Source organism: Geothrix paludis (assembly GCF_022808815.1).
Lineage (GTDB): Bacteria > Acidobacteriota > Holophagae > Holophagales > Holophagaceae > Geothrix > Geothrix paludis.
The window spans coordinates 198228-224125 of sequence record NZ_JAKZLC010000002.1 but is presented as its reverse complement, the minus strand read 5'-3'; the positions used below and the strand labels follow the sequence as shown (position 1 = coordinate 224125).

The 25898-nt window shown below is 69.9% G+C and carries 21 protein-coding genes and 1 tRNA gene; 10 read left to right on the top strand and 12 right to left on the bottom strand.

Annotated features, from left to right (window positions below; translation table 11 throughout):
• Positions 1 to 86 precede the first annotated feature (86 nt).
• Both hrpB and MLE64_RS06575 read right to left on the bottom strand, forming a co-directional pair.
• Entirely contained in the window at positions 87 to 2555 is a 2469-nt protein-coding gene (gene hrpB / locus MLE64_RS06580) for an ATP-dependent helicase HrpB (RefSeq protein ID WP_243316973.1), read from the bottom strand.
• A complete protein-coding gene (locus tag MLE64_RS06575; RefSeq protein ID WP_243316972.1) occupies positions 2555 to 3466 on the bottom strand; it encodes a hypothetical protein in 912 nt (303 codons plus the stop codon). The genes hrpB and MLE64_RS06575 overlap by 1 nt, the downstream gene beginning before the upstream one ends.
• Before the next feature lie 174 nt (positions 3467 to 3640).
• Here MLE64_RS06575 and MLE64_RS06570 point away from each other — a divergent pair, with 174 nt between their 5' ends.
• The 3 genes from MLE64_RS06570 to MLE64_RS06560 are packed head-to-tail and all read left to right on the top strand — an operon-like array spanning position 3641 to position 7697.
• A complete protein-coding gene (locus tag MLE64_RS06570) occupies positions 3641 to 4582 on the top strand; it encodes a transketolase family protein (RefSeq protein ID WP_423748249.1) in 942 nt (313 codons plus the stop codon).
• The gene (locus tag MLE64_RS06565) at positions 4582 to 4884 is read left to right on the top strand and encodes a PH domain-containing protein (RefSeq protein WP_243316970.1); all 303 of its coding nucleotides are present in this window, start codon (positions 4582 to 4584) and stop codon (positions 4882 to 4884) included. Before MLE64_RS06570 ends, MLE64_RS06565 begins: the two co-directional genes overlap by 1 nt.
• Positions 4885 to 4895: 11 nt before the next feature.
• Positions 4896 to 7697 carry a serine/threonine-protein kinase gene (locus tag MLE64_RS06560; RefSeq protein ID WP_243316969.1) on the top strand — a complete coding sequence of 934 codons (2802 nt, stop codon included), beginning with the start codon at positions 4896 to 4898 and terminating at the stop codon, positions 7695 to 7697.
• 6 nt (positions 7698 to 7703) lie between these two features.
• Here the strand turns inward: MLE64_RS06560 and MLE64_RS06555 are convergent, their stop codons facing one another.
• The 3 genes from MLE64_RS06555 to MLE64_RS06545 all read right to left on the bottom strand — a co-directional run bounded on the left by MLE64_RS06555 (position 7704) and on the right by MLE64_RS06545 (position 9698).
• The gene (locus tag MLE64_RS06555; RefSeq protein WP_243316968.1) at positions 7704 to 7991 is read right to left on the bottom strand and encodes a hypothetical protein; all 288 of its coding nucleotides are present in this window, start codon (positions 7989 to 7991) and stop codon (positions 7704 to 7706) included.
• Positions 7992 to 8041: 50 nt separating this feature from the next.
• The gene (locus tag MLE64_RS06550; protein ID WP_243316967.1) at positions 8042 to 8830 is read right to left on the bottom strand and encodes an enoyl-CoA hydratase/isomerase family protein; all 789 of its coding nucleotides are present in this window, start codon (positions 8828 to 8830) and stop codon (positions 8042 to 8044) included.
• Positions 8831 to 8951: 121 nt separating this feature from the next.
• A complete protein-coding gene (locus MLE64_RS06545; RefSeq protein WP_243316966.1) occupies positions 8952 to 9698 on the bottom strand; it encodes a gamma-glutamyl-gamma-aminobutyrate hydrolase family protein in 747 nt (248 codons plus the stop codon).
• 98 nt (positions 9699 to 9796) lie between these two features.
• Here MLE64_RS06545 and MLE64_RS06540 point away from each other — a divergent pair, with 98 nt between their 5' ends.
• Positions 9797 to 10252, top strand: a complete 456-nt coding sequence (locus MLE64_RS06540) for a single-stranded DNA-binding protein (protein WP_243287557.1) — start codon at positions 9797 to 9799, stop codon at positions 10250 to 10252.
• Positions 10253 to 10324: 72 nt separating this feature from the next.
• On the opposite strand, the gene MLE64_RS06535 is transcribed toward MLE64_RS06540, so the two are convergent.
• Together MLE64_RS06535 and MLE64_RS06530 are read right to left on the bottom strand one after the other, a co-directional pair.
• A complete protein-coding gene (locus MLE64_RS06535; protein ID WP_243316965.1) occupies positions 10325 to 12517 on the bottom strand; it encodes a M56 family metallopeptidase in 2193 nt (730 codons plus the stop codon).
• Complete coding sequence (locus MLE64_RS06530) at positions 12514 to 12900, bottom strand: BlaI/MecI/CopY family transcriptional regulator (protein WP_243316964.1); 387 nt, start codon at positions 12898 to 12900, stop codon at positions 12514 to 12516. Before MLE64_RS06530 ends, MLE64_RS06535 begins: the two co-directional genes overlap by 4 nt.
• 181 nt (positions 12901 to 13081) lie before the next feature.
• Between MLE64_RS06530 and MLE64_RS06525 the strand changes: the two genes are divergently transcribed.
• Positions 13082 to 14707 (top strand): ATP-binding cassette domain-containing protein, encoded by a 1626-nt coding sequence (locus MLE64_RS06525; protein ID WP_243316963.1) that lies wholly within the window; start codon positions 13082 to 13084, stop codon positions 14705 to 14707.
• A gap of 33 nt (positions 14708 to 14740) precedes the next feature.
• On the opposite strand, the gene MLE64_RS06520 is transcribed toward MLE64_RS06525, so the two are convergent.
• The gene (locus MLE64_RS06520; protein ID WP_243316962.1) at positions 14741 to 15619 is read right to left on the bottom strand and encodes a DUF817 domain-containing protein; all 879 of its coding nucleotides are present in this window, start codon (positions 15617 to 15619) and stop codon (positions 14741 to 14743) included.
• A gap of 204 nt (positions 15620 to 15823) precedes the next feature.
• Here MLE64_RS06520 and MLE64_RS06515 point away from each other — a divergent pair, with 204 nt between their 5' ends.
• Entirely contained in the window at positions 15824 to 17431 is a 1608-nt protein-coding gene (locus tag MLE64_RS06515) for a hybrid sensor histidine kinase/response regulator (protein WP_243316961.1), read from the top strand.
• Between the two features lie 269 nt (positions 17432 to 17700).
• Here the strand turns inward: MLE64_RS06515 and MLE64_RS06510 are convergent, their stop codons facing one another.
• Both MLE64_RS06510 and MLE64_RS06505 read right to left on the bottom strand, forming a co-directional pair.
• On the bottom strand, positions 17701 to 18438 hold the full coding sequence (locus MLE64_RS06510) for a tRNA threonylcarbamoyladenosine dehydratase (RefSeq protein ID WP_243316960.1): 738 nt from the start codon (positions 18436 to 18438) through the stop codon (positions 17701 to 17703).
• The gene (locus MLE64_RS06505; RefSeq protein ID WP_243316959.1) at positions 18435 to 19148 is read right to left on the bottom strand and encodes a TatD family hydrolase; all 714 of its coding nucleotides are present in this window, start codon (positions 19146 to 19148) and stop codon (positions 18435 to 18437) included. Before MLE64_RS06505 ends, MLE64_RS06510 begins: the two co-directional genes overlap by 4 nt.
• A 444-nt stretch (positions 19149 to 19592) precedes the next feature.
• On the opposite strand from MLE64_RS06505, the gene MLE64_RS06500 reads away from it, so the two are divergent.
• Positions 19593 to 19669 (top strand) — tRNA-Arg (locus tag MLE64_RS06500).
• A gap of 96 nt (positions 19670 to 19765) precedes the next feature.
• Here MLE64_RS06500 and MLE64_RS06495 read toward each other — a convergent pair.
• A complete protein-coding gene (locus tag MLE64_RS06495) occupies positions 19766 to 20857 on the bottom strand; it encodes a hypothetical protein (protein WP_243316958.1) in 1092 nt (363 codons plus the stop codon).
• A gap of 169 nt (positions 20858 to 21026) precedes the next feature.
• Between MLE64_RS06495 and MLE64_RS06490 the strand changes: the two genes are divergently transcribed.
• The 3 genes from MLE64_RS06490 to MLE64_RS06480 are packed head-to-tail and all read left to right on the top strand — an operon-like array spanning position 21027 to position 24876.
• Positions 21027 to 21458, top strand: a complete 432-nt coding sequence (locus tag MLE64_RS06490) for a deoxycytidylate deaminase (protein ID WP_243316957.1) — start codon at positions 21027 to 21029, stop codon at positions 21456 to 21458.
• A 56-nt stretch (positions 21459 to 21514) separates the two neighbouring features.
• Positions 21515 to 24205, top strand: a complete 2691-nt coding sequence (gene fdhF, locus MLE64_RS06485; protein ID WP_243316956.1) for a formate dehydrogenase subunit alpha — start codon at positions 21515 to 21517, stop codon at positions 24203 to 24205.
• A gap of 8 nt (positions 24206 to 24213) precedes the next feature.
• On the top strand, positions 24214 to 24876 hold the full coding sequence (locus MLE64_RS06480; RefSeq protein ID WP_243316955.1) for a DUF2238 domain-containing protein: 663 nt from the start codon (positions 24214 to 24216) through the stop codon (positions 24874 to 24876).
• Positions 24877 to 24918: 42 nt separating this feature from the next.
• On the opposite strand, the gene MLE64_RS06475 is transcribed toward MLE64_RS06480, so the two are convergent.
• Positions 24919 to 25872, bottom strand: coding sequence for a hypothetical protein (locus MLE64_RS06475; RefSeq protein ID WP_243316954.1), 954 nt, complete (start codon positions 25870 to 25872; stop codon positions 24919 to 24921).
• Positions 25873 to 25898 lie beyond the last annotated feature (26 nt).

Below are 25898 nucleotides of genomic sequence, written 5' to 3'. Positions count from 1 at the left end.
ATCAGCAGGCCGGTTGGCTCTTCCTTCTGTGCCTTCCGTGGAATTCCGTGTTTTCCGTGACCAGCCATCTGTTGGTTTGATCCAGCTCATTCCGGCCAGTGGTGCTTGGGGTACCGCCGCGAGAGCGCCGGCCGCAGCTCCCGGTAGGCCCGCTGCCAGAAGCCGGCGAGGTCGGTGGTGACCTGCACGGCGCGCATGTTGGGCGCCAGGAGGTGCAGGACCAGGGGTACGGCGCCACCCGCCACGGTTGGCGTCTTCTTGAGGCCCCAGAAGTCCTGGAGGCGCGAGGCGATCCAGGGCGGGTCGTCCTCGTAGTGGACCTTGGTGGGCCGGCCCTTGGGCAGCTGGATGGCCTCCGGGGCCCAGGTGTCCAGCAGGCGCAGGGTCTCGGCGGGGAAGGCCTGGCGAAGGGCCGCGGGCCAGTCCACCTCCTGCACCTCGCGCAGCGTCGCCCGCCCCGCGCAGGCCCCCGCCAGCAGCGGGCCGAGGAGGTCCTCCGGCAGGTCCAGATCCGGCCGGTGCTTCCGGAGGAAGGACAGCCGCGCCAGGAACCTCGTCGGCACCTCATCCAGGGGACGGCCGCGTAGCGCTTCCCCGAGCAGCTCCCCGGCCCGCGGGTCCGAAGGATCCGCAGGCCCCCGGCTGCTGTCGATCACCAGGCCGTCGAAGCGGATCTCGGAGCGGCGCTCCACCCGACCGGCGGAGGCGTTGAACTGCAGCTCGTCCACGGCCTCCAGGCGCTCGGGGAAGGCGTCCAGCAGCCAGTCGGCCTCGCAGCGGGAGGCCAGGCGGACGAGGGCCTGGGTGCCCGTGCCCTGCTTCGCGGCCTCCGCCTCCAGGGCCAGGACGAGGCCGGGGCGCCGCACGCGGCTGGCGGGATCGAGCTTCGCGCCGCCGCCGCCCGCGAAGGCGCAGGTGCCATTGGCGGAGAGCCGGCCCACGCGGTCCGGGTAGCCGGCAAGCAGGGCCTTCAGCAGGCGCGCTTCGGCATCCGTGGGTTCCGGCGCGGCCGGCAGCAGGCGCGAGAGGGACTGCACGGCCCGCTTGGCGCGGTGCACGGCGGAGGCGTCGAGCCCCGCGGCCCGGCAGGCGCCCGCGCCGAAGCCCGCGGCCTCGGCCTCCTCGAACTGGTCCAGGCGCAGCAGCAGGTCCGAGTCCGCGCCGTGGCCCGTCTTCACGGGGGCGCGATCCAATCCCTGGCGGGCCGACAGGCTGCCGGTCTCCAGCAGGGCCGCGGCGCGGAGGACCAGCCTCGGGATGCCCAGGTCCTCGCCGGCCACCGCCAACCGCGCAAGGCGTGGGTGCAGGGGCAGGTCCGCCATGCGCCGGCCCACGGGCGTGAGGGCGCCGTCCGCCAGGGCGCCCAGGCGCGTGAGCAGACCCTCGGCGGCGGCCACGGCGGCCTCGGGAGGTGCCTCGAACCAGTGGAGATCGGAAAGCCGCGTGATGCCCATGCCATGCAGGGCCAGCAGAGGTTCCGCCAGGTCCGCGCGCTGCAACTCCGGCGTGTCGAAGGCGGGCCGGGCCTGGAAGTCGGCTTCCGTGAAGAGGCGCAGGCAGCGGCCCGGGCCCGTGCGCCCCGCGCGGCCCGTGCGCTGGGTGCAGCGCGCCTGGCTGATGCGCACGGTGCGCAGGCCCGAGAGGCCGGACCAGGGCGAGTGGGAGGCCTCCCGGCCCAGGCCCGTGTCCACCACGGCGCCGATGCCGTCCAGGGTGACGGAGCTCTCCGCCACATTCGTGCTGAGGATGACCTTGGGCGCGTCGGTGGCCTCCAGGGCGAAGACCTGGGCCTCGGGCGACAGCTCGCCGTGCAGGGGCCGCAGGCTCAGGCCCCGCCGGGCGGCCAGGGCCTCGCAGCCCTTCAGGCAGGCGCGGATCTCCGCCGCGCCGGGCAGGAAGACCAGCGTGTGGTCCTTCAGCCCCTCGCCGTAGAGGCGGTCCAGGGCGTCGGCCACCTGCAGCTCCACGGGCCGGTCGTCGGGGCGGGGCAGGAAGGCCGTGTCCACTGGGAAGGCGCGGCCTGCGCTCTGCAGCACCGGCGCGTCCAGGTAGGCGGCCGCGGGGCCGGGTTCCAGGGTGGCGGACATGACCAGGAGCCTCAGGTCCGGCCGCGCCGTGCGCTGGAGGCGGCGCAGGAGGGTGAGGGCCAGGTCCGTGTGCAGGTGGCGCTCGTGGAATTCGTCCAGCACCACGGCGGTGATGCCCTTCATCTGCGGATCGCCGTGGAGCCGCCGCAGCAGCAGGCCTTCCGTCACGAAGCGCAGGCGCGTGGCCTTCGAGACCTTCTGCTCGAAGCGCACGGCGTAGCCCGCCCGCTCGCCCAGGGCCTCGCCCAGCTCGTCGGCCACGCGGGTGGCAGCCAGGCGGGCGGCCAGGCGCCGGGGCTCCAGGATCCAGCACTCGCCGCTCCCGAGGAGGCCCGCCTCCAGCAGGGCCGGCGGCACCCGCGTGGTCTTGCCCGCGCCGGGGTCGGCCTGGAGCACCAGATTCGGGTTGCCCCGCAGGCTGTTCGCGATCTGCGGCAGCAGGGGGTCGATGGGGAGAGTCGTGCGCATCAGCACCCCAGCGCCGCGCGGAAGGCGGCCGGGTCGTCCACGGAGACCAGCAGCCGCTGCGTGGGCCGGCCGGGGCCCAGCATCCCGTCCACCCGGACGGGGCTGGCTAGGGCCAGCTCCAGCAGGGGCGCCCCCTTGGCGACGAGCTTCGACACGCCCTTCAGGTGGGCGTGGCGGGCCCAGTCGTCGTCGAAGTCCGGCAGGGGTGCAGCGGACCGCACCGAGGCCGTCGGGAAGGCCACGGACTTCAGCAGGCCCTGGTGGAGGCGGACCTCGCCGTCCTGGATCTGGTGGGGACGGGCCTTGATCGAGGCGTAGAGGCCCACAAGCCAGAGCACCGCGTAGGCGGTGGAGGCGTGGATCGCCCAGCGCAGGCCGACTGGCAAGCGCGGGAAGAGCGCGTGGAGCAGAAGGACGTCGCCGGGGATGAGGAGGGGCAGGGCCGGGAGAAAGCTGCGGAGGGCGGATTCCCGGTGGTGGCTGAACCCTTCGGGGGCGGGATCGCGGAAGCCGCCCAGCAGGAAGCGGGTGGCGCCGCCCACCATCACCAGCTCCAGGGCTATGAGCCGGGCGGCGCGGAGGGGCAGGAAGGCCCCGAAGGTGGCGGCGATCCGGTCCTCGGGCCAGGCGCCGGGAAGGGCGGACGCCCGCCGCCAGGCGCGTATGGCCAGGACGGTCAGGAGGAGCTCGAGGGCCAGGGCCGAACCCAGGCGGAGCCGCAGCACCCAGGCCGCACCGCCGGACAGCAGGAGGCCCAGCCCCTCGGCCAGCACCACGGCCGGCAGCAGCAGGCGCGTGCCGGGGAGGGCGCCGCGGCGCCATCGTGTCAGCATGACGGCGAGACGCGCGGCCACCAGCCCGAGCAGGGCAGCCAGAATCCAGGTCGAGGCCCGGGACGGGAATGCGGCCATGCCCCCAGCCTAAGGCCTTCCGGGCAAAACCAGCGGGTCTGGCGGCGGCCTGACCTCACCTGGCCGCCCAGCGGAGGCATGTCCCGGCCTCCCTCGCGTAGAATGGATCCTTCGATGGGAGCAGGCATGGCGGGCATGGAGACGGCGGGCGTGGGCGGCAAGGCGGGTGTCGTGATGGACAGCCTGCGGGACGCCTACGGGGACACCCTGGTGGAACTGGGGAACGAAGGCGCCAACCTCGTTGTCTTCGACGCGGACCTGGCCGGCTCCACCCGCACCAGCAAGTTCGCCAAGGCCTTCCCGGAGCGCTTCTTCAACATGGGCGCCGCCGAGCAGGGCATGGTGGCCGCCGCCGCGGGCGCGAGCACCACGGGCGTGGTGCCCTTCGTGAGCACCTTCGCCATGTTCGCCACCGGCCGCGCCTACGAGTTCGTGCGCCAGGCCTGCGGCGTGGGCCACCAGAACGTGAAGATCGTGGCCACCCACGCGGGCCTCACCGTGGGCGAGGACGGCGGCACCCACCAGTGCCTCGAGGACCTGGCCCTCATGCGCATGATCCCGGGCATGACGGTGATCTCGCCCGCCGACGGCATCGAGACGAAGCAGGCCATCCGCGCGGCCTACGCGCACAAAGGACCCGTCTACGTCCGCCTCACCCGCGACAAGTTCCCCCGCATCCACGCCGACGACTATCGCTTCCAGATCGGCAAGGCCGTGATGATGCGGCCAAGCGCGGAAGCGCCCAGCGCTGGCACGGACGTGCTGCTGGTGGGCTGCGGCCTGGGTACCTCCATCTGCCTCGCCGCTGCGGAGCTCCTGGCCGCCGAAGGCATCGAGGCCACGGTGCTGCACTGCCCCACCATCAAGCCCTTCGACCGGGAGACCCTGCTGAAGCTGGCCAAGGCCCACCGGGCGGTGGTCACCTGCGAGGAACACCAGGCCCACGGCGGCCTGGGCGGCGTGGTGGCCGAGATCCTGTCGGAAGCCCATCCCATGCCCCTGCGCCGGGTGGGCGTGCAGGATCAGTTCGGCCAGAGCGGCAAGCCCGAGAAGCTGCTGGAGGCCTACGGCGTCACGCCCCAGGCCGTGGCCGCCGCCGCCAAGGCCGCCCTCTGATGGCCACCGAGACCTTCCAGGCCAGCCGCTGGACGAAGGGCAACCACTTGTTCACCACCGTCATCGAGGTGACGGACAGTGCCGTGATCCGCCGCAAGCGGTCCTGGTTCACGGTGAACGAGATCAGCATCCACCTCTCCAAGGTGGCCAGCGTTCGCATCGAGACGGGCCTGCTCTGGTCCGACCTCACCATCGAAAGCACCGGCGGCAGCGACCCCCTCGCCAGCCACGGTCACACCAAGGCCGACGCCCGCCGCATCAAGGAACTCATCGAGGCCGCGCAGAGCCGGGGCATTCGCTAAGAGGGGAGGCCATGCCGCCAGCGACGCCAGCGCCTCCCGATCCGGAGTCCCGGCGCCCTTCCGGGGCCGGCGTCCTGCCCGCGGGATCCCGGATCGGCCGCTTCCAGGTGCAGGCTCTGCTGGGGCGCGGGGGCATGGGGGCGGTGTACCTGGCCTGGGACCCCGTGCTGGAGCGGAGGGTCGCCCTCAAGGCGATCCACCTGGGCGAGGATGGGAAGGCCATGGCCAAGGCCAGGTTCCGCCGGGAGGCCAAGGCGCTGGCCCAGCTCAACCACCGGAACGTGTGCCAGGTGCACGACTGGGTGGAGGCGGACGGGAGCGCCTACATCGCCATGGAGTTCATCGAGGGGAAGACCCTGGCCGAGCTGGCGAAGGGGTTGGACCTCCGGCGCAAGCTCCAGGTGCTGCGTTCTATCGCCTACGCCCTGGAGGCGGCCCACGGCAAGGGGATCATCCACCGGGATCTGAAACCGAGCAACGTGATGGTGGATGCCGATGGCCAGGTCAAGGTCCTGGATTTCGGCCTGGCCAGGCTCGTGGATTCAGCCTCGGACGAGGGGGAGGATCCGACCGGAAACGCCCTCAACCTCGCGGGTCTGAACCCGCAGGAGGGTGGACCGACGCTGGCGGCTGTCCCGGCCCCGGACCGGGAGGAGCGGACGAGCGTGGGCTCCGCGCATCCCTCTCCGTCACCTTCCGACTGGGGCGAGATGACGGAAGCCGGCGTGTTCATGGGCAGCCCCACCTATGCGTCTCCGGAGCAGATGCGCGGGAAGCGCGCCGGTCCGCCGAGCGACGTGTTCTCCCTGGGCGTGGTCGCCTGGGAGCTTCTGCTGGGGGATCACCCGTTTCCCGGCGAGGGCCGGGAGAGGATGATGGCCACCATCCAGGGCGACCTCCGGCCGCTGCGGGGCCGGGGGCTGCCCCGATGGCTGGGGGCCCTGCTGCGGACCATGCTCCTGCGGGAAGCGGCCAAGCGGCCCACGAGCCGCCAGGTGGCCGATGTCATCAGCCGCCATCTGGCGGGGAACCCCGCCGCCCGGTGGGCCGCCGGCCTCGCGATCGGCCTCGGCGTGGTGGCGGGGGGCGGCTACTACTTGTTCGGACGCAGCATCATTGGGGACCTCGGCAGGGGACGGCCGCCGCGGATGGCGGTCATGCCGATCCGCAACGCCACGGGGGATCCGGCCTTCGAGGCCCAGGTGGGCGTGGGCATGACGGAGCTCCTGTCGACGGCCCTGCGGGGCTCGCCTCACCTGGACGTGGTGGAACCCGAATCCGTGGCCCGGGTGCTGTCGACCCTCCGGATCTCCGCCTCAGAGGCCCTGGATCCGGCCAGCCAGCCTCGGATCGCCAACGCCCTGGGCGCCCAGCTGTTCCTCAGGGGGACCCTGGGCCGGGACCCCGCGGGGCAGGTGAATGTGCTGACCTACGAGCTGGTGGACGGATCGGGACGCGTCCGCTTCTCGGGGGCGGCGCGGGCCCTTCGCCAGGATTCGTTCGCGCCCTACGAGCTGGTGGATCCTGCCGCCAGCGACCTGCTTCGGAAGGTCGATCCGCTTCGGGCGAGCACGATCCAGAACACGCCGGTGCCGCCGCAAGCCTTTGCGGCCTATGCCCAGGGGAAGGCCCTGTTCCTGAAGGGGGACTTCAAGGGCAGCGAGCCGTATCTCCAGGACGCCGCCATGAAGGCCCCGGCCTTCTCCAGCGCCGTGTCGGCCTATGCCGCCTGCCTCCGCCGCCTCGGCCGGGATCAGGCGCCCGCGGTCGCCAACTGGGCGCTCATGTCAGCGAAGGCCACCGGGGATCGGTGGGCCGAAGGGCGGACTTTGGGCCTGAAGGCCTACCTGGCCAAGGATCTCGGGCAGCTCGATGAATCCGAGAAGCTCCGGGAGGCCACCCTGGCTCTGGCCCAGGCCATCGGCGACCGGGATGGGGAGATCATCGCCTACAACCACCTGGGGCTGATCGCGGCCGAGCGGGGAAAGTCCAAGGCGGCCCGGGAATTCTACGAGCGATCCCTCCAGCTCAGCCAGCAGACCGGGGACAAGGTGTACCAGTCCCTGGCCCAGAACAACCTGGCCAACCTGGCGCTGAAGCGGGGCGATCTCGGAACCGCCGAAGCCCTCTACCAGAGCAACCTGAACCTCCAGCAGGGGTTGGGGAACCGGTGGGGCGAGGCCCTCGCCCAGAACAACCTGGGGGTGGTCGCGCTCATGGCCCGGGACCTGCCGGCGGCCGAAGCGCGGCTGACCGCGGCCCTGGCGATCCGGGAATCCGTGGGCGACCGGGTGGGCCGCATCACCTGCCTGCGGAACCTCGGCATCCTCGCCCAGATGAAGGGGGACCTGCCTGGTTCCGCGGCCTTCCACCGCCGCGCGCTCGACCTCGCGGAGACCTCGGGGCTGCGGACCATCGAGGCCGAGTGCCGGTTCTACGCGGCCGAGCTGGATCGCCTCCAGCAGCGATTCGGCCCGGCCCTGGCGGGCTACCGGCAGGTCCTCGAGCTCCTGCCGGAAGGGGTGACTCCGGATGTCCGGGCGAACGCCCAGGCCGCCGCCGCGGAATGTCTGGTCCGCAAGCCCCGGCCCGATCTGAAGGAAGCCGGGAAGTGGCTCCTCGCCATCCCGGCCGGGTCCGCGGACTCGCCCTACGTCCATCGAGCCAAGGCCTGGCTGGCGGCCCGGTCGGGCCAGCGCGAGGCGGCCCTGGCCGAGCTGGTGCGTGCGACCGAGGACCCCAGCCGCCAGGCTCCGGAGATCCGGACCGAACTCGAGGCCGCACGGACCGCCTTCCTGGCGGAGTCCCGCTAGCGTGAGTCAACTCCGGGCGGTGCCCGCGAGCTTCGCCGCCACGGCCTTGAGGTCCTCGTCCGGCGAGAGGTGATGCCGTACTTCCTGGTCGCCCTGGCTGAGGGCGACGCAGATCCGCCCGAAGGGGCAGTTCTGCAGGCAGGATTCCCGGACGATCTGGAGCCCCTGAAGCCGCTTGCGGCCGAGGAGCAGCTGGGTGAGGCAGGCCAGGGCCTCGGTCATGGCCTTGCCGCGCCGGGGACTGCGGAGGGCCTGGCGTTCGCAATCGGCACAGATGGTGAGGACGGGTGGCATAGACATAAAAATCTAGCACAATGCCGGTTTGCACCACCTCGAATGGGGGATCAGGTGAATCGGGGCGCCCTCTTCTCGAAGAAGGCGGCCAGGCCCTCCTTGGCGTTGGGGTGCCGCATGGCCGCCTTCATCTGGGCGCCTTCGGCCTGGAGGCGCGCCCGCAGGGTCTCGGCGTCCAGGCCCTGGTTGCGGAGCAGGGTGGCCTTGATGCGGGCGAGGGTTTCGGCGGGGCCCGCCGCCAGCCGGTGGGCGAGGGCCTCCACGGCCGCCTCCAGCTGATCCGCGGGCACGAGGCGGTTCACGAGGCCCAGGGCCTGGGCGCGGGCGGCATCCAGGGTGTCGCCGGTCATCATCAGCTCCGCCGCCACGGCCGGATTCACGAGGCGCGAGAGCATGACGCTGCCGCCCCAGTCCGGGTGGAGGCCGATCTTCACGAAGGCCATGCCGAAAGCCGCCTCGGGCGTGGCGATCCGCAGATCCGCGCAGAGGGCCAGGCTCATGCCCGCGCCCGCTGCCGGGCCGTGGACCACGGCCACCACGGGCTTCGGCAGCGTGGCCAGGCCGTGGGCCACGGCCGCGCCCAGGTCCAGCAGAGATTCCAGCTCCGCCCAGCGCTCCTCGGCCAGGGCCGCGGAGATCCACCCGAGGTCCCCGCCCGCGCAGAAGGCCCGCCCCGCGCCCCGCAGGAAGAGCGCCTTCACGCCCGGCTCAGCGGCCTTCGCCAGCGCCTCCTCGAAGCCGTCCTTCATCTCCGGCACCAGAGCATTGAGCTTGTCCGGTCGGTCCAGCGTCAGCGTGGCGATGCGGTCGCGGATCTCGAAGCGGATGGGAGAGGACATCGGATCTCCAAAGAAAAAGCGGGGACAGGATTAACAGGATTTGAAGGATTAACAGGATTAGAGCAAAAAAATGCTTTGCTTGTCTTTGGCTTTAATCCTGTTAATCCAGCATTTCATCCTGTTAATCCTGTCCCCGCCTTGCGATCTGGACGAACGCCGCGAAGAGGTCGCGGGCGGCGTCGCCGGCGGGGCCCTTGAGGCCGGCGAGGTTCTCGGGGTGCCACTGGACGCCGAAGACCCAGCGGGTGGGATCAGTGGCCTCCACGGCTTCCACCAGCGGGCCGGTGGCCGCGTGGACGGTGTCGAGGTGCCAGCCGACGGCCGCCAGGACCGGCGCCACGCGCTTCACGGCCTGGTGGTGGCGGCTGTTCACGAGGAAGACGTCCTCGCCCAGCAGGGCCCGCAGGCGCGAGCCCGGGGCGAGCTGCACGCGGTGGCGCATGTCCGGGATCTCGGGCGTGCCGTGCTGGTGGCGGGTGGGCTCGCAGCCGTAGTGGTCCGGGATGTCCTGGATCATGCTGCCGCCCAGGGCCACGTTGAGGACCTGCTCGCCACGGCAGATGCCGAGGATGGGCAGGCGCCGCTCCCAGGCCGCCCGGATGAGGGGAATCTCGAAGGCATCGCGGCCGGCGTCCACGTCGGCCTTGGGATGGACGTCTTCGGCCTCGTCCCAGTGCCGGGGGTGGATGTCATCGCCGCCCGTCAGCAGGAGACCGGCGATCCCGGCCAGATCCGGCAGGGGATCGCCCGGGGTCACCAGCAGGATGGGCCCCGCCCAGCCCGCAGCCTTCAGGGCCGGAAGGTAATGCTTCTCGGCGCCGGACTTGTTTTTACAGCTCACCAGAAGATTTGAGTTGCCGCTTGACATGCCTGGGCCCCGGGGGAATCGTGATTACCCTACCACCCCCTCAGATGGTCTGAGTCGACGGTGAGGCGGAGAGCTCCGCCGATACAAAGGAGGACATCATGTCCGGTTCATTGAACAAGGTTCTGCTCATCGGCAACCTCGGGCGCGACCCCGAGCTGAAGTCCACGCCCTCGGGCCAGAGTGTGGCGCGGTTCTCCGTGGCCACCACCGAGACCTGGAAGAACCAGGCCGGCGAGAAGCAGAGCAAGACCGAGTGGCACAACATCGTGGTGTGGGGCAAGCAGGCCGAGATCGCCGAGAAGTACCTGCGGAAGGGCAAGCAGGTGATGATCGAGGGCCGCATCCAGTACCGCGAGTACACGGACCAGGCCGGCGTGAAGAAGACCGCCTGCGACATCCGCTGCGACAACTTCGTCATGCTGGGCCGCATGGAAGATGGCGGCGGCAGCCGGGAAGGCGGCTACAGCCGCGGCGGCGCCCAGGATTTCGAGGACCACGGTGCCCCCAGCCCGGCCGCTGGCGGCAGCTTCCCGGATGACGATATTCCGTTCTGAGACGTGAGTTCGTCCATCAAAGGAACGGCGCCCAGAAGGCGCCGTTCCTTTGATGGCCCTTGCGTCCCGGGGTTAAGGACGATGGGGTGGGGGGAGCGGTGGGACGGGCGGGGCTTTCGGTTCCGAGTATCGCGGCCGGCTGATGTCGGGCATGGTCTCGTTGGGCCGGGTCCAGGGGTACTGCAGGCGCCAGTGGATCACCCGGTCCCGGTCCATAAGCAGGGTGAAGGCCTGGCGGGTGGTGCGCGCCGCGTTCTGGGGATCCCGGGATACGGTCTCGAAGTCGATCAGCCAACCCTCGATGTCCGGGCCGATGGCCTGGATCGCACGATCCTTTTCCTCCGCCCTGGGCCAGTGGTCCGTGAAGGCGCGGTTCCACCGGCCCTTGCCGCGAACCTTCAGATCCACGATGGTCGCCGTGGCGCCCCAGGTGGTCTTGTCCACGACGGTCCGGACGAGGGGGCGGACCTCCTTCGGGGTGGGCTGGGGGCTGCTGTCCAGGGCCACCGGAGTGCCCTGCGTTTCCGCCGAAGCCGGGGCGTCAGGTCGGGATTCCTGCGAAGGCGCGGCGGCCGGGGCCAGGGGTTCGATGGTCAGCAGGATCTGGATCTTCCCGTCGCTCGGGTACCCCGGTCTCGTCCATACGACGAAGTAGACGGTCGTGGGCGTGTCGCTGGTGTTGAGGAAGGCGGCTTCCGGAGTTCCGAGGCCATGGCGGCTGCCCTCGAACGGGGCTCCCCATTTGTTGAGGGCCCGGACCTGGAAATAGGCCAGGCTCGATTCGCTCTGGAGGGTGGCCCTGGCCAGGGACTGGCCGGGCACCTGCACCGCATAGCCCTTCTTCGGCCAGGTGAGCAGCTCGTCCTTGATGAGGACGGGGCACGAAGGCGCCTGGAGCGTCCGGACGGCCGTCCCTGGCAGGATGGGCAGGCTCCTCGCGTCGACCACCGGGATGGCGATGGGCGCGGGATGGGCTTTCGTGGGGGCAGGATAAAACGTCTCCTTGACGGGCGGCTGGACCGGGGCGGGTTGCGTCTCGGCACCGGCCGGGGATGGAGGAGGTGTCATCACCGGCTCCTGGGTGACCGGGAGGGTGCCGGCAGGCCCCGCGGCGCCGGGAAGCGACATGGACCCGAAGGGCGGAATGACGCGCGGGTTCGAGGCGAAGGGATCCTGGGGCATGCCGGCCGGGACCGGTAGCGTGGCGGGCCGATGGGACACGGCTTCCTCGATCCGGGTCAGCGCGGCTTCGAGCCTTTCCGCCTGGGCGGGGAGTGATGAGACCAGGGCCAAGGCGGCGACGAGGAGCAGGCTGGGCGTGGCGAAGCGCAGCTGGGGCGGATCGGCGAGGAGCAGGCGGCGCAGGCGTTCCATGAGATTGCCTCCTCTGGCGCGGAGCGCCAGGGATGGGGGCCGGTCGCGGAATTCATCGAGGCGGCTCAGGGTTTCGGCGTAGAAGACGGCGTCACCGCAGGCCAATACGGCGGCATCGTCACAGCAGTGTTCCCGCTCGGTCCGGATCCGGCGGGAGATCCACCACACGGCGGGGTGGAAGAAGAAGAGCACTTCGATCACGCACTGGAGGCCGTTGACGAGGCCATCCAGGCGCTTGATGTGAGCGAGCTCGTGGGCCAGGACCGCCTCGGCGGCTAGGGGGTCGAGGTTCGCGAAGAAGCCCAGGGGCAGGAGGATGACGGGGCGCACGAGGCCCATGCACATGGGGGTCGCCACCCGGGCGGACTCGACGAAGCGCACCGCGCGCCGGAGGGCGGCGCTGCGGACCAGGCGCCCGAGCCACGCCGGCTCGATGATGGGCGCGGCCGTGGCTCTCAGGCGGCGAAGCCAGAGCCATCCCCCCACGGTGCGAAGGCTGAAGGCCAGGACACCCGCGCCCCATGCGGCCAGGATCCAGGGCAGGTACGGCTGCAGACGGGCCTGCCAGGGAAAGGTGATCATCGAGGGTGCGGCTGCCGACACCACGAGCGGTGCGGACGGAACCTCTGGAGCGCCCGGAAGCAGGGCGAAGTTCAGGCCCTGACCCGAAACATGAGGGACCGGCGAAAGCAGCAGGAAGGTGGTGATTGCGCTCCCCAGGCAGGCCAGAAGGAAGGCGCAGCCCACCAGATGGCGAAGCTGGGGAGGCCGCCGCTTGAGGAGCGAGAACGCCACCCGGGCCGCCAGGCCAAGCAGCGCACCCTGCCACAGGAAGTGGAGCAGGGTCCAGGCGAGGCGCTGGGCCGCGGGCGATTCGAGCAGGGGGATCACGGACGCTTCTCCTTGGCCTTGGCCAGCAGCTGGGCGATCTCCTCTCGCTCGCCGGAGTCCAGCTTCCGGCTTGAGAGGGTCGTGGTCATGAGGTCCAGGGCGCTGCCGCCAAAGGCGCGCTCCAGCAGGTCGTCCACCAGGTGCCTCAGGGTGTGCTCCCGGGCCTGGGCGGGACGGTAGATGTGGGAGCGGCCCGATTCATCGCGAAGCAGCAGCCCCTTGTCGACCATGGTCTGCATCATCTTCAGCACGGCCGTGTAGGCCAGCTCCCGGTCCGCGCCGAGCACCTCTTGGACCTGGCGGACCGTGGCGGGACCGAGGTCCCAGAGGGCGCGAAGGATGGAGAGTTCCACATCGGTGGGGCGGTTCAGGGGATGTCGCATGGGGTGTCCTGGGGTTACACCGGAAAACCTACGATAAAAAGTGTATGTGTCAACCCCGGTTCCGTTTTTTTGTCCGGCGGCGAAGTCGCCTATCTCCAAACGGGGCCCGCAGGGCCTCGGTTGGAGCTGGCTCTCGGAGAAACAGGGTTCCTCCCGTACAATGATCGGTTCGGGAGTCCGCATGCTTGCAGTCCAGAACGTCACCATGCGCTATGGCGCGAAGATCCTCTTCGAGGACGTCACCACCACCTTCAACCCGGGCCGACGCTACGGTCTGACGGGGCCGAACGGGGCGGGGAAGTCCACGTTCATGAAGATCCTCGCGGGCGAGCTGGAGCAGCAGACGGGCAACGTCATCCGGCCGCGCAAGATGGGCATCCTGCGGCAGGACCAGTTCGCCTTCGACGAGTTCCGGGTCATCGACACGGTGATCATGGGCAATGCGGGCCTCTGGAAGGCCCTGCAGGAGCGGGACGCCATCTACGAGAAGGCGGAGATGACGGACGAGGACGGCATGCGCGTGGCCGAGCTCGAAGGCGTCGTGGCCGACGAAGATGGCTATACCGCCGAGAGCGACGCCGCCGTCCTGCTGGATGGCCTGGGCATTCCCGAGGCGCTCCACAACCGCAAGATGAGCGAGCTGCAGGGCGGCCAGAAGGTGCGCGTGCTGCTGTCCCAGGCCCTGTTCGGCAATCCCGAGGCCCTGCTGCTGGACGAGCCCACCAACCACCTGGACCTGGACTCCATCCACTGGCTGGAGGAGTTCCTGGACCGCTACAAGGGCACGGTGGTGGTGATCTCCCACGATCGCCACTTCCTGAACAACGTCTGCACGCACATCGCTGACATCGACTACCAGACGATCATCCAGTACACCGGTGGCTACGACGACATGGTCATGGCCAAGATCCAGGTGCGCAGCCGCATCGAGTCCGAGAACGCCCAGCGCGAGAAGAAGATCGCCCAGCTCAACGAGTTCATCCAGCGCTTCGCCGCCGGCACCCGCAGCAGCCAGGTGAACAGCCGGCGCAAGGAGGTGGAACGCCTCCAGCCCAGCGACCTGGCGCGCAGCAACATCCAGCGCCCCTTCATCAAGTTCAACCTCGGCAAGCCCGGCGGCCGCTACGCCCTGGAGTTCGAGGACATCCGGAAGGGCTACGACACCGACAAGGACGGGACGGGGGGCCGCCACGAGGTCATCAAGGGCTTCACCGCCATGGTGCAGCGCGGTGAGAAGGTCGCCATCATGGGCCGCAACGGCATCGGCAAGACCACCCTGCTGAACGCCCTGCTGGCCAACGCCCCGCAGGTGACCGAAGGCGGGCTGAAGCTCGATGGCGGCGAGGTGAAGTGGGGCCACGAGGCCAACGTGGGCTACTTCTCGCAGGACTTCGCCGAGAGCATCCCCAAGGGCTACGAGCTGGTGACCTGGCTGCACCAGTTCGATCCCGACGCCACCAAGGAGCAGATCCGCGGCGTCATGGGGCAGATGCTCTTCCGCGGCGAGGAAGGCAATAAGATGACGGACGTGCTGAGCGGCGGCGAGTCCTGCCGCCTGCTGTTCTGCAAGCTCATGCTGCAGAAGCCCAACATCCTGGTGCTGGACGAACCCACCAACCACCTGGACCTCGAAGCTGTCATCGCCCTGAATGACGCACTCCAGCGCTACGAGGGGACGATCCTCTTCGTGACCCACGATGAGGACATCATCGACGAGGTGGCCACCCGCATCTGGCACCTCACCGACGATGGCATCGAGGACTTCCAGGGGACCTACGCGGAGTACGGGGCCCCGACGGGACGGTAGACCCTTTCCCGGAATGCGCCAAGCGGCCTAGGCTCACTCGGGCACGTGGATCCGTTCCTTGATGTGCTTGAGGTTCGCCACAATGGTGAAGGTCATGATGATGAGGAGCGACCAGGAGCTCCACTTGCCCACGTGCACCCGCGACCAGGCACCGAGCTGGTTCGGGTATCTCCAGATGCCCAGGAAGGTGCTGACGTTTTCGGCCAGCCAGATGAAGAAGCCGATCAGTACGAAGGCCAGCAGCAGGGGCATCTTCCGCTCCCGGTCCAGGGGACGGAAGATCACGGTGGCTCGAGCATAGAGACCCAGCGCGCAGGCCGCCAAGTACCAGCGGACATCGCCGATGAAGTGGTGGGTGAAGAAGTTGGCGTAGACCAGCGTGGCCAGGATCCACGCCATCCAGTACGGCGGGTGGTGGACCACGCGCACGTGGAGGAGGCGCCAGGCCTGGATGAGGTAACTGCCGATGGCCGCGTACATGAAGCCCGAGAAGAGTGGCACGCCGAGGATCTTGGTGTAGGCGTCGTCCGGATAGGACCAGGACCTGATGCCTTGGGAGGTCTTGAAGGCTTCCAGCGCGAATCCGATCACGTGGAAGAGCGTGATGGCCTTGAGCTCGTCCAGGGTCTCGAGCCGCGACCAGACCATCCATCCCTGGGTGGCGAGGGCCACGAGGAGCAGGAGGTCGTAGCGGGGCAGGCCCATCAGGCCGCCTCGCGGCATGGAGAACACGGCGCCGAAAAAGAGCCCTGCGAAGAGGCAGGCTCGGGCTTCCTTGAGGCCGAAGGACCAGAATTCCGCCAGGAATCGCCGCGGACCTTCCAGGTCAGGCCGATCGGCGAGATGGATCAGGCGCTCATCCAGCTCTTTCAGATCGGGGAATCGCAGGCAGGAGAAGGACAGGGTAGGCATGTGGACCGGAATGGGCTGATCGATCTTGAACCATAACAGTCCCCCCTCCCGATCATTGGACTCCGGCCAGGCAGGTTGCAGATGGCCGCCTCGCTCCTGGATCGAGTCCCGCCTCGTGCTTTAGGTCTATCTTGCCTAGTGGATCCGAATGTCTATATTGAGACTTGGTCTGAACGGTTCCGGATCTGATGAAGAGGGCCCTACGTGACATTTCGGCAGGGAACCAGCCACGGCCCGGAAGATGAGCCCACGGATCCCGGTGGACCGGGAAAACCGGCCTCGCGGATCACCCGGCTCCTGCGGGAACTGGAGAACTTCAAGCGGGCCCTGGACGAGCACGCCATCGTGGCGGTCACCGACGCCCGGGGCCGGATCACCTATGTGAACGAGAAGTTCTGCGCCATCTCCCAGTACTCGCACGAGGAGCTGGTGGGCCAGGACCACCGGATCATCAACTCGGGCCACCACCCCAAGGCCTTCATGGCGCAGCTGTGGAAGACCATCCTGGCCGGCCAGGTGTGGAAGGGGGAGATCAAGAACCGGGCGAAGGACGGCAGCTATTACTGGGTGGACACCACCATCGTCCCGTTCCTCGGGGAAGATGGCCGGCCCGCGCAGTTCGTGGCCATCCGGGCCGACATCACCCAGCGCAAGGAGGCCGAGGATGCGCTGCGGCAATCCCAGAAGCTGGAGAGCCTCGGAGTCCTGTCCGGCGGCATCGCCCACGACTTCAACAACCTGCTCACCACCATCCTGGGCAACGCCAACCTCGGCGCCATGCAGCTGCCGCCGGAGAGCCCGGCCCTGCCCTACCTGCGGCAGATCGAGCAGGCTACGCTGAAGGCCGCGGACCTGACCCGGCAGCTGCTGGCCTACGCGGGGAAGGGCCGCCTGCAGGTCGTCGAGGTGGATCTGAACCGCCTGGTGGTGGAGATGACCCAGCTCCTCACCGTCTCCATTTCCAAGAAGGCGATGGTGCGCTACGACCTGGCGCAGGGCCTGCCCACCATCTCCGCTGATCCCTCCCAGATGCAGCAGCTCGTCATGAACCTGGTCACCAATGCCTCGGAGGCCATCGGGGAGGAGGTCAGCGGGCTCATCACCGTGAGGACCGGCGTCCAGAGCGTGGACGAGGTCACCAACGCGGGCCTCCTGCCGGCCCTGCCCCTGGCCGCGGGCACCTACGTGACCCTGGAGGTGAGCGACACGGGCTGCGGCATGTCGCCAGAGGTGCGGGACCGGATCTTCGATCCCTTCTTCACCACCAAGTTCACGGGCCGGGGCCTGGGGCTTTCCGCCATGCTGGGCATCCTGCGGAGCCACCATGGCAGCTTGAAGGTGTACAGCGAGCCGGGTCGGGGCTCCGTCTTCAAGCTCTTCCTCCCCGCCCTCACCCGCGACCCCGAATCCCAGGCGCTGCGGCCCTCCGGGGCGGAGTGGCAAAGCCGCGGGGTGCTGCTGGTGGTGGACGACGAACCCGGTGCCCGGGCCGTGGCCCGGGGCATGGCCGAAATCTGCGGCTTCCAGGTGCTGGAGGCGGCGGACGGCCAGGAGGCGGTGTCGCTGTTCGAGCTGCGCCACACGGAGATCCGGGCCGTCCTCATGGACCTGACCATGCCCCACATGGACGGCCGGCAGGCCTTCCTTCGCATGCACGAGGTGGATCCGGGCGTGCCCGTGGTGCTCACCAGCGGCTACAGCGAGCAGGACGTGCTGGCGGACTTCCTGGGCCGGGGCCTGGCCGGCTTCCTGGCGAAGCCTTACCAGGCCAGCCAGTTCCAGGGCGTGCTGCGGCAGGCCCTGGAGGGCTAGAGTGCCTAACAAAACCCCGACGGGGCCGCGAGAAAGCCAGGTGGGATGCACCGCAAGGAAGGGCCCGCAGGGCGATGCGGTTCATCGTTCAAGGGCCGTGACGACGCGGGGCGCCCACCTGGCGTTCTCCCTCCGGGCGAGGGCCGGCGGGCGTCGCGATGCCGCGTCACGCTCGTCGCGCGTAGTACCCGCTACGCGTCTCCTCGCGTTCCTCGCCTCGCTCGCCCGGCGGCCCTCGCGCGACCCCGTGGGGGTTTTGTTAGGCACTCTTAGACCGGGCGCTCCAGCAGCAGCCGCAGCGCCTCCTCGGCGACCTTCATCCCCACGATGGCGGGCATGTACGAAATGGTGCCCACGGGCCGGCGCTGGCGACCCGGGCCGCGATGGGGCTCGATGTCGATGGGGTTGGCGGGGCGCTTGTTGTCGGCGGGTTCCAGCGAGTAGACGCAGCGGATGCCCTGGGTGATGCCCACCTTGCGGAGTTCCTTGCGCACCCGCGCCGCCAGCGGGCAGAGGCGCGTGTGGCTGAGGTCGCCCACGCGGAGCTGGCTGCTGTCCGTGCGCCCGCCGGCGCCCATGGCCGAGATGATGGGCAGGCCCTGCTCGTGTGCGGTGCGCATGAGGGCCACCTTGCAGGACATGGAGTCGATGGCGTCGATCATCACGTCGGGCCGCGGCGTGAGCAGCTCCGGCAGCGTGTCCGTGTGGATGAAGGTGATGCGGGGCTCCACGTCGCAGTCGGGGTTGATGTCCCGCACCCGGGCGGCGGCCACCTCGGCCTTGGGCTGGCCGATCGTGGAGCGCAGCGCGAAGAGCTGGCGGTTGAGGTTGCTGGGGCCGACGACGTCGTGGTCCACCAGGCGCAGATGCCCCACGCCCGCGCGGGCCAGGGCCTCCACGGCGAAGGAGCCCACCCCGCCCAGGCCGAAGACCGTCACGCGCGCGGCGCGCAGCCGCTCCAGGGCCGCTTCTCCGAGCAGCAGCTCACTCCGGGAATACCACCTCATGCCATGAGCTCCTTGAAACACTGGCCCCCATTCTCCCAGGCCAGGAGCTCGAGATCCGTCACGCTGATCCCGCGGATCGTCGCAGCGGCCTCCATCACCCGCTCCAGTTCCACGCTGCCGTCCGTCTCCAGGAGCAGGCGGGATGGCGAAGCGGACCGCAGGGCTTGCCGCACGCCTGCCTGCTCGGGCTTGAGGAGCGCGCCCGAAAACGACAGGAAGACGCCCATGGCCTGGAGCGCCCGGGCGGTCTCGGGGCTTCCGGAGAAGGCATGGACCAGGGCGCCGGCCGGGGGCACCGCCTCCTCACGGAGCACCTCCAGCAGCGTCCCCCAGGCCTTGACCACGTGGATCGCCACGGGCCGGCGCAGGGCGTGGGCCAGGCGCAGCTGGACCCGCAGGGCCGATTCCTGCCCGGCCCGATCCGCTTCCTTGCGCGCGAAGTCGAGCCCGCACTCTCCCACGCCGGCGGGATGCGAGCGGAGCAGGGCCTCCAGCCGTGCCTCCCAGCCTTGTGCCGCATCCCTCACGAACCAGGGATGGAGGCCCAGCATCGGAAGAACCTCCGCGTGAGAAGCCGCGTGGGCCAGCACCGCGGGCCAATCCGCCTCGCAGGTTCCACAGACCACGCGCCGGTGTTCCCGGCCGTTCACCGCAGGCTCCGGCGCGCCGACCTTCGGCAGGTGGCTGTGGGCATCGAAGAGAGGGGGCATGACGTTCGCTCGACGGATGGATCAGTCGATCCAGCTTCCTTCCCCCATGATAAGCCGGATCGATGGCGCATGGATGGAATGATGTCGCTGTATCGGTGCGGCTGGATTGAGGATCAATTGTCAAAAACAGGGCATGATTTGCTCTCCTTCTGGAACGATCGCCATCCGGACGCCTGTGTGGTGAGAGCTCCGTCGCGTCCGGATTGCCGGAACCCGTAGGGCCTACTTGACCTTGAACGCCTCATGGATGGTCAGCGTCCCCAGTTCCTCTTTGATGACGGTAGGTGTCTTCGGATCACGCTTCCAGGCCTCCACGAAGTCCGCCACAAGCCCATGACCCCGCGCGAAGGAGCCGAGACCAGCCGCCCGCCCCAGGCCTGCGGGTGAGGGAGGCTCCAGAACAAAGGCACAACTGCTAGACTGGGAGCCTCGCAAACCCGCGTGGGTCCCGTAGCTCAGCTGGATAGAGCAGCTCCCTCCTAAGGAGCAGGTCGTGCGTTCGAATCGCATCGGGGCCACCATTCCTGCCCAGGCCGCCTCGGGCATTCCGAAAGCGAGCAGGAGCTCCGGTGGAGCTTCTGCTCGAATGTCAGGACGGCGGGGGGAACGCCGCCCGATCACCGGATGGGGGCGTAGGCCAGCCCTCCACCGGGAGCCAGGAAGACGGCCTCGTGATCGAGGAGGCCCACCAGCCGGTGCCCTTCGGGAAGCTCGGTCGGGATCCACTCCAGGGCGCCGTTGAGCAGGTCGAAGCGGGCGAGCACGAGGCCCTTGGATTCGGGGGCGCCGCAGGACTTGATCTGGCTGGGCGTGAAGACGCTGAAGATCACGTCCTTGCCCGCCCAGGAAAGCATGGGTCCGCGGCCCACCGGGCCCAACAGGGCGCGGCCGGGCAGGGCGTCGTGGCAGGTGAAGAAGGTCTGGCCGGGCTCCTTGGGGCCCCGGGCGGGATCGAGGACCGTGAAGGCCAAGCTGGCGCCCTCCGCGAGGTACACCGTCCCATCCGTCCCCAGCGCCATGCGGTTGAGCGGGACAAGCAGGGGCTGGGCCGCGGCGTCCTTCACCTGGGTGCGGTCGCCGTAGGACCAGAGCACCGCGCCGGTCCTGAGGTCGCGCTTCTCGAGGTAGGGCTTCAGGGTCCGGTAGAGGACCAGGATGCCCTCGCGGCCAACGGCCATGTCCTCGATGGCGGCGGGAACCGCCAGGGCGCTCTCGATCTGGCCGTCCTTGTTGAGGACGATCAGGCGGCCGTCGCAGGCCATCCAGGTCCGGCTGTAGGAGTCGATCACCCAGCGCTCGGGCACGGCTTCACAGGCGGGTTCCGGGACCGCTTGCGCGGCCGGCTTCGCGGCCGGGGTGTGCGGCCGCTGGCGGCGGGGGATCCCGTAAAGGATGGCGCCGGCCGCGTCGTAGTCGGTGGCGACCGGGCCGCTCGCCGTCGGCGCCGGTTTCGGCGCCGCAGCGACCTTCCGCACCTCCGGAAGGGTGACCTGGAGGGTGGACAGGAGGCCGTTCCCCTTCATCCAGGAACGCAGGGTGCGGGTGGGCGGGTCGAAGAAGACCAGCGAGCCGTCGACTTCCTGGAAGGCCCATCCTCCCGTCGCGCGGGCGGGGTCCCAGCCCTGGGCCGAAGCCCGGGCCTGGGCGTCCAGGGGAAGGGGGCCGCAGAGAACCAGCGTGGCAAAGAGGGTCAGAAGGCGGAGTCTCATAAATTACCTGCCTATATTTTATTATGCCTATCTGCGACTTCAATCAAACCCATCTCCCTGTGACGATGGGCACGATTTATTCCAAAGACATTCAGATCTGTTGAGAGGTCCTGGCGGGCCCCGGAACCCCGCACTTCTTGCGATGATGGAGGTTTCCAGAGGGGCTGACGTGACGCGATCCCGGCTGAAGGACGAAGTCTTCATGAACATGGCGCTGGAGCTGAGCCGCCTGGGGACCTGCTGCCGCCTCCAGGTGGGCGCGGTGCTGCTGCGGGGCGATGGCGGCATCGCGGCGGCGGGCTTCAACGGCGCGCTGCCCGGCATGCCGCACTGCACGCCAGACACCTGCAAGCCGGGCCAGCGCTGCCTGCACACCAGCCACGCGGAGGAGAACGCCCTGGGATTCTGCGACGGCCATGTCGCCACGGCCTACGTCACCCACGAGCCCTGCCTCACCTGCTGCCGCGCCCTGGTGCGCCGCGGCGTGCGCCGGGTGGTGTTCCGCCACCCCTACGCGAGCATCGCCGAGCAGGAACGCGTGGAGCGCCAGCACATCCTCGACCACTTCGGCGTGAAGTGGGAACAGCACGGCCAGCCTTGAACTCCATGGCGGGCGGCGCATACTGCTGAGCGCCCCTTCCTTCAGGAGACAAGCTGGTGACCGGAACCCCCATCCGCCTGCGGGTGAATGGCCGCGACGTCGCGACGCAGCCGGGGACCACGCTGCTGGAGGCCTGCCGCCGGAACGGCATCGAGATCCCCACCCTCTGTTCGGACCCGCGGCTGAAGCCCGCCTCCAGCTGCCGGCTGTGCGAGGTCGAGGTGGAGGGCCGTGAGCGCCCACCCTGCGCCTGCGCCACCCCGGCGGAGGAGGGCATGGTGGTGGAGACCCATACGCCCGCCCTGGAGGACTTCCGCCGGGCCATGCTGATGCGCTTGGCCGAGCATATCCCCGTGGAGGATCCGGCGCGCCTGGCGGGGAAGCCCTTCCGGAAGCTGCTGGACGCCTATGGCGTGGCGCCATCGGGCGCGCGCAGGCCCGGGGCGAGGCATCCGGAGCATCCCTACCTGGACGTGGACCTGTCCTGGTGCGTGGCCTGCGGGCGCTGCGTGCGCATCTGCGACGAGGTGCAGGGGCAGAACATCTGGACGTTCACGGGGCGCGGCGGGGACCTGGCCTTGGCCCCGGAGCTCTCGCCCGGCCTGCGGGAGAGCGCCTGTGTGAGCTGCGGCGCCTGCGCCGACACCTGCCCCACGGGGGCCATCGAGGACGTCTCCCGCCTGGCCGCGGGGCTGCCGGAGCGTTGGGTCCGCACCACCTGCCCTTACTGCGGCACCGGCTGCGAGCTGGACGTGGGCGTGACCGAGGGACGCATCAGCGAGGCCCGTCCAGTGGTCGCCTCGCCCGTGAGCCGGGGGCACCTCTGCGTGAAGGGCCGCTACGGCTGGGGCTTCAACGAGGCGCCGGACCGGATCACCGAGCCCATGCTCCGCCGCCGCGGCGTCTGGGAGCCGGTGAGCTGGGAGGAGGCGCTGGACGCCGCCGCCTCGGCGCTCCGGGTCGCGAAGGCTTCGGGTGGTCCGGAGGCCGTCGGCGTCCTGGCCTCCAGCCGCGCCACCAACGAGGAGAACTACCTGGCCCAGAAGTTCGCGCGCCTGGCGCTGGGCACCCACAACGTGGACTGCTGCGCCCGGGTCTGCCACGCCCCCAGTGCCGCCGGGCTGGCCCAGACCTTCGGCACTGGGGCGGCCACCAACAGCTACGCGGACATCGAGCGGGCCGGCCTGTTGATGGTGGTGGGCGCCAATCCCACGGAGAACCACCCCATCGTCGGCGCGCGCCTCCGCCAGCGCGCGCGGTCGGGCGTGCCGCTCATCGTGATCGATCCGCGCCGCACGGAGCTGGCCGCAATGGCCACGCACCACCTGGCCCCGCGGCCTGGCACGAACCTGCCCCTCCTGCAGGCCATGGCGAACGTGATCCTCACCGAGGACCTCATGGACATGACGTTCCTGGGGGCCCGCACCCGCAACCTGGAGGCCTATGCCGATTCCCTGCGGACGTGGACTCCCGAGCGGGCGGGCGCCCTCTGCGGGATCGATCCCGAGGCCATCCGGCGCGCGGCGAGACTATACGCCACTACCAAGCCGGCCATGACCTTCCACGGCCTGGGGGTCACCGAGCACCGGCAGGGCACGGATGGCGTGGCGGCCCTGGCCCACCTCGCGCTGCTCACGGGGAACGTGGGCATTCCGGGTGGCGGGGTGAATCCCCTGCGCGGTCAGAACAACGTCCAAGGCAGCGCCCAGATGGGCTGCGAGCCCTCCCGCCTCACGGGCTACCAGAAGCTAGAGCAGGCGAAGGGCGTCCACGCGCAGGTCTGGGGGGCCGACCTGCCGCAGGCGCCGGGTCTCAACGCCCTGCAGATGATCGACGCCGCGGGGGAGGGCCGGCTGAAGGCCCTGCTGGTGATCGGCTATGACCCGCTGCTGAGCCATCCCGGGGCGCGGGAGACCGCCGAGAACCTGCATGGGCTGGAGGCCCTCATCGTGGTGGACCTCTTCCTCACGGAGACGGCCAAAGCCTTCGGCACGGTCTTCCTGCCCGCCGCCAGCCCCTTCGAGAAGGAGGGCACCTTCATGAACGGAGAGCGGCGCGTCCAGCGCGTCCGCCGGGTGCTGCCGCCGAAGGGGAACAGCCGCACGGACCAGGCGATCCTGGCCGCCCTGGCGGAACGGCTGGGCGCCGGCCCGCAGTTCGCGCATCCGGATGCGGCGGCCGTGTGGGAGGAGGCGCGCCAGGTCTGGCCGGCCATCGCGGGCATCAGCCATGCACGGCTGGACCGGGAAGGGGGCCTCCAGTGGCCCTGCCCGGCCGAGGACCACCCCGGTACGCCGGTGCTTCACGCGGAAGCCTTCCCGGAAGGCCGCGCCACCTTCCGCCCGCTGGCCTGGACGCCTTCGCCGGAGGCTCCGGATCGCGAGTTCCCCTTCCTGCTGAACACGGGCCGCAGCCTGTTCCACTTCAATGCCGCCACCATGACGGGGAGGACCCGGAACCACGAGCTGCGGGCGGACGATGAGCTGGAACTCCATCCCGATGACGCCGCGGAGCTGGGGCTTTCGGCGGGCGACCCGGTGCAGGTGCGGAGCCGTCACGGGGCCTTCGCCCTCCGCGTCCGCCCCACGGACCGTGTCCGGCGGGGCGAGCCCTTCGCCACCTTCCATGCGGTGGCCGCCTACGTGAACCTGGCCACAGGGCCGGGCCGGGACGCGGTCACGGGGACGCCTGAATACAAGGTCACGGCGGTGAGCCTGCACCCCACCGCCCACTCGAAGGTCCGGTAACCTGGGGCATGCTCAGCCATGCCGCCCAGCCGAACCCGCGCCCCTTCCGCGAGAACCGGTTCCTCCAGGTCCTCTGCTTGCTCTACGCCCTCGTCTGGATCGTGACGGCCATCCGGCCCCTCTATCCCGGCGACTGGCGGATGGAGAACCTGCTGGTGGTCATCGCGGTGATCGGGCTGGCCTGGAGCTATCCTCGCTTCCCCCTGTCGGACCTCAGCTACCTGCTGATCGCCGTGTTCCTGTCCCTGCACGCGGTCGGGGCCCACTACACCTACGCCAACGTGCCCCTGGGCTTCTGGATGAAGGCCCACTGGGGGCTGGCGCGGAATCCCTTCGACCGCATCGTCCACTTCAGCTTCGGCCTGCTGATGGCCTACCCCGCCCGCGAGGTGTTCATGCGAGTGGCCCGCACCCGGGGCTTCTGGAACTACTACCTGCCGCTGGATGTGGTGCTGGCGGCCTCCGCCGTCTACGAGATCATCGAGAGCCTCACGGCCCGCCTCGCCGCCCCGGAGCTGGGCGACGCCTTCCTCGGCACCCAGGGGGACATCTGGGACGCCCAGAAGGACATGACGGCCGCCGCCGCCGGGGCCCTCCTCACCATGCTGGTGGTGGCGCTGGTGCGGTGGCTGCGTCGGATGCCGGAACCCTCACCCGAACCCGGCGCCTGAATCCAGCGCCTGAGACCCGGTTCCCAGCGCCCTCCCCGGAGCTCAGATTCCGCCGTGCTCCCAGGAGGGCAGGGGCTTGTTCTCCAGGGCCACCTCGGTGCCATCGTCCAGGATGAGCACGGGGGGATCCCCCAGCCGGAGGTCGACGATGGTGCGGCCGAGGAGGCGCTCGTGGTGGTCCCGCTGCCAGGGGATGCCCACGGGATAGGTGCGGCGGTAGGCGTCCAGGGGGCCCTCGAGCTGGTGGCAGAGGCGATGGAGGGCCGCATCGAAGGCAGCCTCGAAGCCCTTGGGCGGTTCGGGGTCCAGGCCGGCGGCCCGGAGGAATGCTTCGGTGGGCGGCAGGTCGCCGGAACCTCCGGCCACCCAGCGTCGGAGGCCGCGCCCATAGGGGGCGGGCCCGTCCAGCGCCACGGCCCGGTCCCGGTGGATCCCCAGCCAGAGGGAGACCCGCCCGCAGGCGCCGGCGCCCTCGAAGTCCAGGGGCAGCTGGGCATCGTCATGGAAGACGACCGCGCGGAGGGGCAGCCATTCGAAGGTCTCGGCCACCTTGGCACCCACAGGACCGAGGCTGTTCCGGCGCAGGTCGGCGACGGCTTCCGCGAAGGTCTGGCGCAGGCTGGCCAGGCTGAGGACGCCCTCCGGAAGGCCCTGCGCGTCGAGGGCCAGGGGCGGTTCGTGCCAGTCCGCGGCGAGGGCCGGCAGCACCTGCTGGAAGAGGATCAGGGCCGGGTCCCAGTCCCAGTGGCGGGCAGGCTCGTAGCCCAGCTCGCGGCAGAGGTCGAACCAGGCGCGATCCGGCGCCGCGGCCCCGGGCAGGTAGATGGACCGGCCGTCCAGGAAGATCTCGCAGGCCGGGAGGCCGGCGGCGGACCGCCGGCGGCTCAGGCCCAGCTCATGGCGTCCCAGGGTGGCCAGAGTGGTCTCCCGGTACGGATGGTCCTCCTGCCGCAGCACCTTCAGCGGCGCGCCGAGGATCCAGGCGTCCATGGACATCACCACCTCCCGGGGAGGCTAACCTG

Excerpts from the sequence above, each read along its gene's own strand:
- MLE64_RS06510 (WP_243316960.1), bottom strand. The coding sequence starts at position 18,438 with ATGAGGTGGTATTCCCGGAGTGAGCTGCTGCTCGGAGAAGCGGCCCTG.
- MLE64_RS06525 (WP_243316963.1), top strand. The coding sequence starts at position 13,082 with ATGCTTGCAGTCCAGAACGTCACCATGCGCTATGGCGCGAAGATCCTC.
- MLE64_RS06495 (WP_243316958.1), bottom strand. The coding sequence starts at position 20,857 with ATGAGACTCCGCCTTCTGACCCTCTTTGCCACGCTGGTTCTCTGCGGC.
- MLE64_RS06570 (WP_423748249.1), top strand. The coding sequence starts at position 3,641 with ATGGACAGCCTGCGGGACGCCTACGGGGACACCCTGGTGGAACTGGGG.
- MLE64_RS06555 (WP_243316968.1), bottom strand. The coding sequence starts at position 7,991 with ATGCCACCCGTCCTCACCATCTGTGCCGATTGCGAACGCCAGGCCCTC.
- MLE64_RS06575 (WP_243316972.1), bottom strand. The coding sequence starts at position 3,466 with ATGGCCGCATTCCCGTCCCGGGCCTCGACCTGGATTCTGGCTGCCCTG.
- MLE64_RS06545 (WP_243316966.1), bottom strand. The coding sequence starts at position 9,698 with ATGTCAAGCGGCAACTCAAATCTTCTGGTGAGCTGTAAAAACAAGTCC.
- hrpB (WP_243316973.1), bottom strand. The coding sequence starts at position 2,555 with ATGCGCACGACTCTCCCCATCGACCCCCTGCTGCCGCAGATCGCGAAC.
- MLE64_RS06550 (WP_243316967.1), bottom strand. The coding sequence starts at position 8,830 with ATGTCCTCTCCCATCCGCTTCGAGATCCGCGACCGCATCGCCACGCTG.
- MLE64_RS06505 (WP_243316959.1), bottom strand. The coding sequence starts at position 19,148 with ATGCCCCCTCTCTTCGATGCCCACAGCCACCTGCCGAAGGTCGGCGCG.
- MLE64_RS06560 (WP_243316969.1), top strand. The coding sequence starts at position 4,896 with ATGCCGCCAGCGACGCCAGCGCCTCCCGATCCGGAGTCCCGGCGCCCT.
- MLE64_RS06530 (WP_243316964.1), bottom strand. The coding sequence starts at position 12,900 with ATGCGACATCCCCTGAACCGCCCCACCGATGTGGAACTCTCCATCCTT.
- MLE64_RS06475 (WP_243316954.1), bottom strand. The coding sequence starts at position 25,872 with ATGTCCATGGACGCCTGGATCCTCGGCGCGCCGCTGAAGGTGCTGCGG.
- MLE64_RS06520 (WP_243316962.1), bottom strand. The coding sequence starts at position 15,619 with ATGCCTACCCTGTCCTTCTCCTGCCTGCGATTCCCCGATCTGAAAGAG.
- MLE64_RS06540 (WP_243287557.1), top strand. The coding sequence starts at position 9,797 with ATGTCCGGTTCATTGAACAAGGTTCTGCTCATCGGCAACCTCGGGCGC.
- MLE64_RS06565 (WP_243316970.1), top strand. The coding sequence starts at position 4,582 with ATGGCCACCGAGACCTTCCAGGCCAGCCGCTGGACGAAGGGCAACCAC.
- MLE64_RS06480 (WP_243316955.1), top strand. The coding sequence starts at position 24,214 with ATGCTCAGCCATGCCGCCCAGCCGAACCCGCGCCCCTTCCGCGAGAAC.